This window comes from Enterococcus infantis, from assembly GCF_049166715.1.
Classification (GTDB): domain Bacteria; phylum Bacillota; class Bacilli; order Lactobacillales; family Enterococcaceae; genus Enterococcus_C; species Enterococcus_C leclercqii.
Genome location: NZ_JBMHFB010000019.1, coordinates 1 through 11,501 on the forward strand (window position 1 = coordinate 1; position 11,501 = coordinate 11,501).

At 43.7% G+C, this 11,501-nt stretch carries 12 protein-coding genes; 4 read left to right on the plus strand and 8 right to left on the minus strand.

The window, feature by feature from the left end:
• Window positions 1–228: 228 nt before the first annotated feature.
• Genes ACOMA8_RS14430 through ACOMA8_RS14440 form a run of 3 tightly spaced genes read right to left on the minus strand, consistent with a single transcriptional unit; the run spans window position 229 to window position 2,784 of the window.
• Window positions 229–1,005 carry an ABC transporter permease gene (locus tag ACOMA8_RS14430; protein WP_421371653.1) on the minus strand — a complete coding sequence of 259 codons (777 nt, stop codon included), beginning with the start codon at window positions 1,003–1,005 and terminating at the stop codon, window positions 229–231.
• Between the two features lie 4 nt (window positions 1,006–1,009).
• Window positions 1,010–1,813, minus strand: coding sequence for an ABC transporter permease (locus ACOMA8_RS14435; protein WP_421371655.1), 804 nt, complete (start codon window positions 1,811–1,813; stop codon window positions 1,010–1,012).
• Window positions 1,810–2,784, minus strand: a complete 975-nt coding sequence (locus ACOMA8_RS14440) for an ABC transporter ATP-binding protein (RefSeq protein WP_421371657.1) — start codon at window positions 2,782–2,784, stop codon at window positions 1,810–1,812. The genes ACOMA8_RS14435 and ACOMA8_RS14440 overlap by 4 nt, the downstream gene beginning before the upstream one ends.
• 440 nt (window positions 2,785–3,224) lie before the next feature.
• Between ACOMA8_RS14440 and ACOMA8_RS14445 the strand changes: the two genes are divergently transcribed.
• Together ACOMA8_RS14445 and ACOMA8_RS14450 are read left to right on the plus strand one after the other, a co-directional pair.
• The gene (locus ACOMA8_RS14445; protein ID WP_421371659.1) at window positions 3,225–3,953 is read left to right on the plus strand and encodes a class I SAM-dependent methyltransferase; all 729 of its coding nucleotides are present in this window, start codon (window positions 3,225–3,227) and stop codon (window positions 3,951–3,953) included.
• Window positions 3,954–4,030: 77 nt separating this feature from the next.
• Window positions 4,031–5,149, plus strand: coding sequence for an AI-2E family transporter (locus tag ACOMA8_RS14450; RefSeq protein ID WP_421371661.1), 1,119 nt, complete (start codon window positions 4,031–4,033; stop codon window positions 5,147–5,149).
• A gap of 41 nt (window positions 5,150–5,190) precedes the next feature.
• Here ACOMA8_RS14450 and ACOMA8_RS14455 read toward each other — a convergent pair whose 3' ends face one another.
• The 5 genes from ACOMA8_RS14455 to ACOMA8_RS14475 form a co-directional block, all read right to left on the minus strand.
• Window positions 5,191–5,394 carry a hypothetical protein gene (locus ACOMA8_RS14455; protein WP_161899826.1) on the minus strand — a complete coding sequence of 68 codons (204 nt, stop codon included), beginning with the start codon at window positions 5,392–5,394 and terminating at the stop codon, window positions 5,191–5,193.
• Window positions 5,395–5,524: 130 nt separating this feature from the next.
• Window positions 5,525–5,908, minus strand: coding sequence for an aspartate 1-decarboxylase (panD, locus tag ACOMA8_RS14460; RefSeq protein ID WP_161899827.1), 384 nt, complete (start codon window positions 5,906–5,908; stop codon window positions 5,525–5,527).
• A gap of 2 nt (window positions 5,909–5,910) precedes the next feature.
• Entirely contained in the window at window positions 5,911–6,792 is an 882-nt protein-coding gene (gene panC, locus ACOMA8_RS14465) for a pantoate--beta-alanine ligase (RefSeq protein WP_421371663.1), read from the minus strand.
• The gene (gene panB / locus ACOMA8_RS14470) at window positions 6,767–7,627 is read right to left on the minus strand and encodes a 3-methyl-2-oxobutanoate hydroxymethyltransferase (protein WP_421371665.1); all 861 of its coding nucleotides are present in this window, start codon (window positions 7,625–7,627) and stop codon (window positions 6,767–6,769) included. Before panB ends, panC begins: the two co-directional genes overlap by 26 nt.
• A complete protein-coding gene (locus ACOMA8_RS14475; protein ID WP_421371667.1) occupies window positions 7,578–8,462 on the minus strand; it encodes a Rossmann-like and DUF2520 domain-containing protein in 885 nt (294 codons plus the stop codon). The genes panB and ACOMA8_RS14475 overlap by 50 nt, the downstream gene beginning before the upstream one ends.
• Before the next feature lie 529 nt (window positions 8,463–8,991).
• Here ACOMA8_RS14475 and ACOMA8_RS14480 point away from each other — a divergent pair.
• Both ACOMA8_RS14480 and ACOMA8_RS14485 read left to right on the plus strand, forming a co-directional pair.
• Window positions 8,992–10,515 (plus strand): ABC-F family ATP-binding cassette domain-containing protein, encoded by a 1,524-nt coding sequence (locus ACOMA8_RS14480; protein ID WP_161899831.1) that lies wholly within the window; start codon window positions 8,992–8,994, stop codon window positions 10,513–10,515.
• 29 nt (window positions 10,516–10,544) lie between these two features.
• The gene (locus ACOMA8_RS14485; protein WP_421371669.1) at window positions 10,545–11,354 is read left to right on the plus strand and encodes an HAD family hydrolase; all 810 of its coding nucleotides are present in this window, start codon (window positions 10,545–10,547) and stop codon (window positions 11,352–11,354) included.
• The last annotated feature ends 147 nt before the right edge of the window (window positions 11,355–11,501 follow it).

Here is an 11,501-nt window from a genome sequence, read left to right on the forward strand (position 1 = left end):
CTTGGTGAGTGTGTTTTAGTCGACTTCATTCTATCAATTTGGGTATCTCTTTTTCTATACTTCGCATACAAAAAAGTGTTGGAAGAAAATCGGAGATTTTCCACCAACACTAAATATTGTAGAACCGTTTTTTAAATGAAAATCTAACAGAGGGTTCATTGATTTTCCGCCTTTTTATTTTGACCAAAAGACAGTTTTTCTTTGATCTTAGCCGTCATGTAACCAAGCTTAGGACCCGGTAGACTTGTAATGATACAAACCCCAGCGCCAAAAGCCGTAAGCCGGCAGCCCGAAAAGTAGGCACAACAACGGTGAAAACGCCCAGATAGGATCTGACACCTTTCCGATTAAATACAAGAAGGGATAGTATTGAAACCAGGCCAGCGGAATCAAATAAGTCAAAAAGCGCAGCACCTGTTTGCCGTAAACACTAAAAGGGTACCGACCAAACTCCCGGGCGCCATCAGTAAAAATATTCATGACTTCTAAGCCTTCCAATGTAAAAAACGTAATCCCTGCATAAATCAGAAATAAAAAGAAAAAAAGAACCGCACCACAAAGCACCATCAAGACTAGCGTCAACACTTTCATACCAGACCAGGCGATTTGGCTGGTAGGTAAGGCGTAGGCAAAAATCAAACAGGCTTGCAGAATACGACCGATTCGCGTAAATTCCATTTTTGATGCCAAGACTTGAAAAATTGGCGAACGCGGCCGGACTAACACACGATCAAACTCACCATTTGCAATCATTTGGGGAAACATATCAAAGCCACGGCCAAAACATTCCGCCAAAGAAAAGGCGAGTAAAACCACCGCAAAACACAAAAGGACTTCTTGAAAGCTGAAGCCATCCACTTGATGAAATCGTTGGAACATAAACCAAACGCCCAAAAAAGCCGTGAAGGAATTTAAAAATTGGCCTAGTGCCGTCAATGCAAAGGATAGTTTGTAAGCCATTTGACTGGCTAGATGGATTTTAAAATATTTCATATACAGTCTCATAGACTCAGCCCCCTTGTACGATAACTTTTTTCAACGCCTGCTGCAGCGAAAGTTTACCTAATAAAATCAGTAAACTAAGCCAAAACAGCTGCAGTCCCAATCCTTGCCAAAGAGCGGTTCCGGTTAGATTCCCATTGTAAATTCGCAAAGGAATGTTCTGCATAGCAGCAAAAGGCAACAACTCAGCAATCTGGCGAAAAGCTGGTGGAAAAAAAGGTAACGGGATGACTGCACCTGAAAAAAAATCGGCAAAGGAAGCCATTACTAAGCGTACCCCTACTGAATTGATGGTATAAAAAGTAGAGACATACACCAGCATAGAAATAGCAATTACAACTCCTAATGTCAAAGTCATAGCCACACAAAACATCCCTAGTTGAAAAAGGTTAGCTGGAAGAACCAGTCGAAAAGGCGCCGGCAAAACAAAAGCGATGAAGAGGATAGGGGCACATCGTAAGAGAGAACGGGCTAGTCGATTGGCAGCAGATTGACAAAACCACCGACTATAGAGATCCATCGGTCGCACCAACTCGTAAGCAATGCTTCCAGAAGAGATTGCAGTCAGGATGTCATTGTCATAAAACCACAGCATAAATAAGGCTAAAAAGGCTTGTTGCAACCAGATATAAGAAACAGTCTGTTGGAAGCTCATAGGAAAGGCAGCCGGATCGGCTTGATAAAAAGCATAAAATGCCAAAATTTCCATCAGGCCCCAAACAAACTGAGTCACCATGCCGGCAACTGCTGCTGTTCGATATTGTAGCGTGTTACTAAAGCGGATTTTAAAAACAGCGCCGTATTTTTTCATATGCGGTACTCCCGATACATTTCGGCCACCATTTCATCAGCCGAAATACCAGAAACAGCCAAATCCGTGATCTCGATCTGCTCTGACAAATAGGCAATAGCATCGGCGACGGACAATTGTCTGGGATCCAATCCCAAAACGATCCGACCTTTTTCGTTGCTTTCAACGGCGAACTGCGGCAGCAATTGTGGCAAGGTGCCTGTGTAGGAAAGGGTCAGCGTCTTTTGATGAGAAAAGCGTTGTTTCAACTGAGACAAGCTGCCATCCAGTAAAATCTCTCCTTTGCCGATCAAAATAATCCGTTGTGTCAATGCTTCGATATCTTGCATGTCATGGGTAGTCAAAATCACTGTCGTATTTTTCTCATGATTCAACTTCTTGATGAACTGGCGAACAGCGATTTTGGAAACGGCATCTAAGCCAATGGTGGGCTCGTCTAAAAACAAAACTTTCGGGTCGTGGAGTAATGAAGCGGCAATTTCACAGCGCATGCGTTGGCCGAGACTCAAACTGCGGGTTGGTGTTTTAATGATTTCTTCCAAATTCAAGAGTGTAGTCAATTCGTCGAGGTTGCGCTTATAGTCAGCAGGAGAAATCTGATAAATATCCCGCACCAGCTCAAAACTGTCGATTACTGGAACGTCCCACCATAGCTGACTTCTTTGACCAAAGACGACGCCGATTTCTTTTACATGTTGGATACGATCTTGCCAAGGGGTGCGCCCATTGATGACGCAAGTGCCGCTGTCAGGAGTCAAGATTCCACACAGAATCTTGATAGTCGTGCTTTTTCCGGCACCGTTTGGCCCGATGTAGCCCACCATCTCCCCATCGGCAATAGTAAAACTGACATCTTTAAGGGCGTGATGTTCCTTGACCTCACGACTAATCAATGCTTTGGCGGCATTTTTAAAGCCGCCTTTTCGTTTGGAAACTTGAAAGCTTTTACTCAGATTTTCCACTTGGATCATTTGGTATCCTTCCTTTCTGCATACAAAACTACGTGCGGTTTATTCAGCGCACGACAAATAGAGCGTTCGTAAAAACACTCTTACAGATGGACCAAATGAACATGGTAACGGCAGCGGTTCATCAGCCAAACAGATTCAATAGAAAAAGCGATTGTTGGTCACCCATGAGACAACCTATCACTTTTCCTCTCGCCAGTTTCAGCTCGTCGGAGAAGACACTGCCAGACGAAGGTTTCAGTCGAGGAATACAAGTATACCAGTGCCTAAAAAAAATGACAACACCTTTATGGAAAACGGATGCAAACAAGGTATAATAGATAAGAAACACTTGCCAGATTAATGGTGGGAAGATATTTATAGAAATCAGCTCATGTATTTGCTGAAATAATTAAGATTAACCGACTGCTCACTTTTTGTGACAGGCAGAAAGCAGGAGATTTATGAACAATCACTACGATGAAACAGATTTTTTCGACAAATATAGTCAGATGACCCGCTCAAAAGAAGGGTTGGCAGGCGCTGGGGAATGGCAGACCCTGCGGCGCTTATTGCCGGATTTTGATAAAAAGACGGTGTTGGACCTTGGTTGTGGCTACGGGTGGCATTGCAAATATGCTGCTGATCACGGCGCCAAACAAGTTATTGGCGTTGATTTATCAGAAAAGATGTTGGCTGAAGCTGCCAAACGAAATGCTGACCCCAAGATTGACTATCGCCAAGGAGACATCTTAGAAGCCGCTTTTCCTGCGGATACCTTTGACATTGTATTCAGTTCACTGGCATTTCATTATCTGCCAGATTGGACGGCGATGGTAAAACGAGTGGCCTCCTACTTGAAATCAGGAGGAACCTTTTTATTTTCTGTCGAACATCCCGTCTTCACAGCAGCCGGTAACCAACAATGGGCCTACGATGAGCAAGGTGAAATCCGACATTTTCCAGTCGATCGCTATTTTTATGAAGGGGTACGACAAGCAGATTTTCTGGGAGAAACGGTAGAAAAATATCATCGCACATTGACCACCTATGTAGAAACACTATTACAAAACGGTTTTTCTATTGAACATCTCGTTGAGCCGACACCGCCAGAGGACTTGCTTTCAGTTCCTGGAATGGTCGATGAATTGCGGCGGCCGATGATGCTGATCATCTCTGCAAAAAAGAAATAGGAAATTTGATTAAAAAGCAGCTGACCGCTGAGCGCAAATGGTACAATTGATGTATTATAAATTCTTGGGAGGGTACTATGCAATCACGTTTCAAAAATTCAAAACTATTTTTCTGGACCGCAGAGTGGGTTCTAATCATTATCGGTACATTTTTTCTATTGCAGATGCGGGAATTTCTGCGTCCCGTAGTAACGATGGCTTCAACGATTATTTTACCGTTGTTCGTGGCAGGCTTTTTGTATTACATGTTTGATCCATTGGTGCGCTGGCTGCAAAAACGGGGGTTGTCTCGCATGATCAGCTTTCTGATTGTTTTCGCTGTTGTGGTGATTTTTTTAGTTTTACTAATCATGAATGTCGTTCCACAGCTAGTAGAGCAAGCCGTACAGCTGACACAATCCTTGCCAGATTATGCGGAGGAAGCCTCTGTTTGGCTTTCTGATTTGGGTCAACGGGATGAATTCAAGGGGATCAATATCGAAGAGCAGCTGCAAAACATGAACCTGACACTAAACAACGTCATCAATTGGCTGATTACCAGCATCACGACTAGCCTGTCTCGAATCGTTTCTGTATTGACCCGTTTTTTTGTCTTGTTGTTTACGGTTCCGTTTATCTTGATTTTCATGTTCAAGGACGGCCATCGCTTTTTAGACAGCCTGGATAACTTCTTTCCCCACAATTTGCGCAGCGAACTGCGAGCAACGGTGAAAGACCTCAACAATACATTGTCAGCCTATATCAGTAGTACGATGTTAGATGCCGTGATTATTGGCGTTATGAGTTTCATCGCCATGACCATTTTCAAGCAGCCTTACAGCTTACTGTTGGCCTTTATCTGTGGGCTTACAAACATCATTCCTTATGTTGGCCCTTTTATCGGCGCTGTTCCCGCAGTGATCGTTGGCTTGTTCGTCTCTCCGTGGCAGGCATTGTATATGGCGTTGTCCATTCTGGTGATTCAACAGCTGGACGGCAATGTCATCAAACCACTCTTGTTTGGGAAATCACTGAATATTCATCCCATTACGATTATTTTGGTGCTGTTAGGTGCGGGAAGTGTCTTTGGCATTTTCGGCATGCTGGTATGTATCCCGGTGTATGCCGTAATCAAGACTCTGATCATCAATGGGCGTAAAATCTATCTGTTACGTAAGCAGGAAGAAAGTATAATTACTGATCCCCACGATGACTAACGGAATATTTTTTAAACTTCCAATAAAACAGGCAGGCCCATTCAATCCGGGTCTGCCTGTTTTTCTTCGATCAATACAAGCGCAATAGTAAAAGCCTCAAGCCGCCTTTTGGCTAGCGTAATCTGCGATTTATAACGAGAAGGCTGCTCTTTTGCTTCTAGTGTCTTCACCGTCTCTTGTAATTTGTGCAGCGTAGAGGCAATTTGTCGTTTTGCCTCGGCTAACTCCGGTTGTGAATAGGTCATGATTGAGATATTCCTCCATTTTCTTAAAATGTACTATCTGACAGTGAACTTGACCTTCTCCAGGATAGCGTGATTTAAAGGAAAAATTTTTTTGACAAAGTTTAAAAAGCCGCGTGTTGTTGGACAGCACTTATGCGAGTTCGCCATGCTTTTCGTAATTGGTAATCTTTGTAATCTGGTTCTTCTCATCCACCATAACAACTTTTGGCTTTAAATGTTGGGCTGCCTCCGGTGAAATCTGGACATAAGCCATAACGATAATCTTGTCACCCACCGCTACTTTGCGTGCTGCTGCGCCATTGAGACACATTACACCACTATCCATAGGGCCGGCAATGACATAGGTTTCAAACCGTTCACCGTTATTGCAGTCGACAATTTGGACTTTTTCATATTCCAACAGACCACAGGCTACCATGAGTCTCTCATCGATGGTGATACTACCAACATAATCCAACTCGGCCTCAGTAACCACGGCGCGATGGATCTTACATTTTAGCATTGTTAATTCCACAATCATTCCTCCTTTTTCGTATAGCCCCGACCTTCAATCAGCAGATTATCAATCAAGCGGGTCTTGCCAATATAAACAGCCAACAAAATGAGACAACTGTCTGTGATCACCGCCAACTCTTCTAAGCTGATAGGATCCACGATTTTGATATAGTCGATACGGGCTAAAGGAATACTTGAAAAACATGCAGTCATTGCTTTTTTTAGCTGTTCAACAGCCACGATATTGTCGGTTTGGATAAGAGTTTCTGCCAATTTCAAGCTTTGAGACAGGGACAGCGCTGCTTGGTATTCGGCAGCTGTTAAATAGGTGTTGCGGGAGCTTTTCGCTAAACCGTCTGCTTCTCGGATGATGGGACAGGGGATGATAGTGACTGGCATATTTAAATCCCGCACCATCTGTCGGATGACTGCTACTTGCTGGGCATCTTTTTGACCAAAATAGGCGCGTTGCGGTTGCAAAATATTAAAAAGTTTAGCAACGACTGTCGTGACGCCGCGAAAATGACCAGGGCGGGTGGCACCTTCTAATTTGTCCGTTACTCCATAGGCGGTTACAAAGGTATCAAAGCCTTCCGGATACATTTGTGCAACAGTCGGGGCAAATAAAAGATCCGCTCCTGCCTGTGCCGCGCGTTGTTGATCCCCCTTTAAATCTCTGGGATAACTGTCATAGTCTTCCTCCGGCCCAAATTGCAGTGGATTAACAAAGACACTGACGATTACTTTATCATTTTCGGCAGCAGCGCGGGTAATCAAACTTTGATGTCCTTCGTGTAAATATCCCATCGTAGGCACAAAGCCTATTGAATAGCCGGCTTGATGCCACTCCTTAATCAGTGCTCGAGTAGCTTTGATATCATTCAGTTGCTGCAAAATTTTCACCTTCTTTTGCTTTCAATGCAGTCATAATTTCAGAATCGATAGTATAGCTATGAGCTGGTGTTGGAAACAACCCTTGTTGAATTTCCTCTTGGTACTTGCTAAAAGCTTCGCGATAGAGCTGTCCAACTTCAGCAAAACGCTTCACGAATTTTGGCTGCAGCTCATCAAACATTCCCAGCATATCTTGATAGACCAACACTTGACCATCGGTGTCCGGCCCGGCACCGATACCAATCGTCGGAATCTGTACTTGTTTTGTGATATAAGCGGCTAGTGGGGCGGGGATGCCTTCTAAAACGATAGCTACTGCGCCGGCTGCTTCGACAGCCCGTGCATCTTTTACCAGTTTTTCAGCTGCAGTCAGGGACTTTCCTTGGATTTTAAAGCCACCAAAGGCATTCACCGACTGTGGCGTCAATCCCAAATGAGCCACTACAGGGATTTGTGCGCGGGTAATTCCCCGAATCACTTCAGCAAATTCCATGCCGCCTTCCAATTTCACGGCTTCGGCAAGCCCTTCTTTTACTAATCTTCCTGCATTTAAAACGGCCTCTGCCACCGATACATGGTAGGATAGAAAGGGCAGGTCTGTAACCACTAGCGCTTCTTTCGCTCCTCGAGCAACCCCGCGGGAATGGTGGATCATGTCTGCCATCGTGACTTGCAGCGTGTCTTCATATCCCAACATGACCATCCCCAATGAGTCGCCGACTAAAAGTATGTCGATACCAGCCTCATCCATTAGTTTAGCCGTCGTGTAATCATAAGCTGTCAGCATGCTGATTTTATTTCCTTGTTGTTTCTGCTTTTGCAGTGTCATAACCGTTTTCTTCATTCTGCAAAATCCTTTCCATGTCTGAATAGTCAATCTCCGGGTGTTTTTGTTGAGCAATTTGTAAAAGAAAACGAGATAACACCCCATAAAGAGCTACCTGATCATTAGGCAAAGCCTCTAAATGATCGGTTACTGTCGATAAATCATTTCGCTCAACAGGGCCCGTCAATGCTGCTTGTGGCCCATTTTCCACCAAATTACGAGCATTTGTTAAAAAGAGAGGCTGCCAGGCTGTGGCCGTAAAATCTTTTGGCAGTCCACAGGCTTCAAAAAGTGTTGTGCCATTTTCCACCAAACCAATCACCAAGTTACTAAAAAAGACACACGCTGCGTGGTAGCGAATCTTTTGAGCGCCCTCGATAACTGCAAGGGGATTTCCTAGACCCGACAGCTGCTTCAAAATCAGTGAATCTGGCATCGCAAGTTCCACAGTAAAGGCAGCCTGCTTAATTGCATCCAACGACTGGTTCCCTGAGTCGATTGCCAATAACGGATGGAGGCTACAAGTCTCAACACCTGCTGGTACATTCGTAAAAACTGCCAATGACTTGGCACCACTGCAATGAAAAATGACTTGACCGACACGCAGATGAGGGCGTATTCGTTGCCAAACTTCTGACAACCCATCATCACCAACTGTCAAAAATACCCACTCACACGCAGCGACTAGAGAGGCAGCTTCACTGAAAGCACGGCTATCAGTGAGGATGGCGCTCTGTTGACTGTCTTCCATGCGATGACTATAATAGCCAACGACTTCGAAGGATTTGCTCCTGAAATACCTTCCTAACAACGTACCGACCTTACCGGCACCAATAAAGCCAATCTGAACCAAGAAAACACCTCCAAGACAGCAATGATTTATCACTTTTGCGATTCATCTTAGCACAGTCTTGTCATGACACACAATATTTTCTTCGTTTTTCTGAAAAATTTTACGGTTATGTTCTGCAATTTCCGAATATTGCCAGCTGTTTTTGACTTTACTGAAAATCCATGCTATTATTTCATGGAAGAAAAGTGGTAGCCGGCAAAACGATTTGCGCGCATGTACTGCCAAGAGGACGGTTCAGATGATTCGAGATTATTATTTACACTTTGTAAGAAAAACAGCTCTTAACAACTGGAGACGATGAAGCATTGTTAAGAGCATTCCATAGAGCCTTGCGCTCAGTTCTTCATCGAAAGGCTGCAAACTGCAGGTTTATTTGCTGTGGGCAGGTACCTTTCGATCAAACGAAGTTATGGTAAAGCTGTAGACGATGTTGCCGTCTGCAGCTTTTTTCATTGAAGTAACATTTGAAGCAACGTCACAAAAGACACGCTTCCACAACTTATTCGTAAAAGACAGAAACGAGGAAACCATGTTAACTATCGAAAATATCACCCAACAATTTGGGGATAAAATTTTATATGAAAATATCACTGCGCAAATTAACCGTGGCGAGCACGTAGGGTTGATTGGACGCAATGGGGCAGGGAAGAGTACCCTCATCAAGATTATTACCGGCGAGATTTTGCCAGATGACGGCCACATCCTATTTCCCAAAAACTTGAAACTTGGGTATTTAGATCAATATGTCAATGTAGATGATCAGCTGACAATTCAGGGATTTTTAGAAACTGCATTTATTGACGATTTTCAAAAAGAGCGCCGCATCGGTGAGTTGTATGCGGAATACGCGGACAACTATGATGATCGCTTATTGGAACAAGCGGGTCGCTTGCAAAATGAGTTAGATCAAGGCAATTTTTACCAGATGGCCACGATCATTGATGAACTGGCTACCGGTTTAGGGATTGATGTTTTAGGGATGGACTCTCTAATGAAAAATCTCAGCGGAGGTCAGCGTTCCAAAATCATCTTGGCAAAAATGCTGTTGGAAAAACCAGATATGCTGATTTTGGATGAACCGACAAACCACCTTGATGACAATCACGTCGTCTGGTTGACTCAGTTTTTAAAAGAATTCGACGGAACATTTCTTGTCGTTTCCCATGACCGGGATTTTCTAAATGAAATCACTACCCATATTCTCGATATTGAATTTGGGAAATTAACCAAGTATACCGGGAATCTTACCCGCGCGCTAAAACAAAAGGAACTTTCACAAGAAACTTACTTGCGTCAGTATGAGGCACAACAGGAACATATCAAAAAGACGGAAGCTTATATTCGTAAATATAAAGCCGGCTCTCGTTCCACGATGGCCAAAAGTCGTGAAAAACAGCTGGCCAAAATCGAGCGACTAACACCGCCTTCTGATTCGCCAAAACCTCACTTAGAGTTTCCCTATGCGCCTATTGTGACCACGCTGGCATTAGAAACAGATCAGTTGGTGATTGGCTACGAAAAACCGCTTTTGGCACCGGTGAATATTACGATCCGTTACGGAGAGAAAATTGCCATCCGAGGATTCAATGGTATCGGTAAATCTACGTTGATTAAAACCCTCATCAGTGAGATTCCGGCAGTAAGCGGTAGTTTTCACTTTCCGGAAAAGACACAAATCGGCTATTTCTCTCAAGAATTAGCATGGGAAAATCCGCTGCAAACACCGTTACAATACCTCAGCGACAAATATCCTAAGGCCACCATCAAGGACTTGCGTCGCCATCTTTCTCGGGCAGGTCTTCACAGCCAGCTCGCGCAAGAGTCGCTGAAGCTGTTGAGCGGGGGAGAACAGACCAAAGTCAAACTGGCGGAAATGACCATGAATAAAAGCAATTTTCTGATTCTGGATGAACCCACCAATCACATTGATCAGGAATCGAAAGAAAATCTACAAGACACACTGGCTAAATATGCCGGGACTGTTATTGTCGTTTCCCATGAAAATGGTTTTTACGAAGATTTTGTCGATCGTGTGATAGAATTAGAGAAGTAAGCTGCAAATCGAAAGAGACGGGGGAACTCATGAAAGACATCAAATTTATTGCAACCGACATGGATAACACGTTATTGACATCAAAAGGGGAATTGCCACCTGATTTCTTTTCTTTAGTAGCAAACCTTAAAGAACAAGGTGTCGAATTTGCTGCGGCAAGCGGTCGACCATTGTACACGTTACTAGAAACATTTGCTGAATTGAAAAACGAAATGACCTTCATCTGTGACAATGGGGGATTGATCATGCATCATGGTGATGTGATCTTCACCAGCGAACTGCCTCGGGAAGATTATCGAAAAATGGCAACTTTTGCAGCAGAAAGCGATGGTATTCCGATTGTTTGTGGAATGGACGCGGCATACATCAATCAAGCCGATAAAGCTTACGATGCAATTTACCGTACTTTTTATACAAAAATAAATTACGTGGCATCCTTGGAGTCTCTGGATATCACGGCTGATAAATTCACTTTGTTTTTTCCAAATAAGGACAGCTTGGAAAACTATGAAAACGTATTTGCACCAGCTTTTGGGGAGCAATATTCTGTCGTAGTCAGCGGCCCGGAATGGATTGATATCATGAATGAAGGTATCGATAAAGGAACGGCTATGACTATTATCGGTGAAAAACTGCACATTTCACTAGCAGATATGATGGCATTCGGCGATACGCACAACGATGCGGGCATGCTAAAAGCTGTTGGCCATAGCTATATCGTAGCTAACGGTAATCCAGAGATTGCTCACTATGCCAAATTCACCGCGCCAACTAATGACGAATACGGCGTGATGCAGGTTATGAAGAAACTTTTGAAAGTGAAACAGCAAGACAACTAATAAAAAAAGCAATAGAAAAATGTAGCGCGCCCCCTAAGTTAGACCAACAATCTAATTTAGGGGGGCTTTTTCTATGGCAAAGTATGACGATGCTTTCAAGAGAAAAGTAGTTGAATCATTTCAACACGGTGAGTATGGGTACGTTGA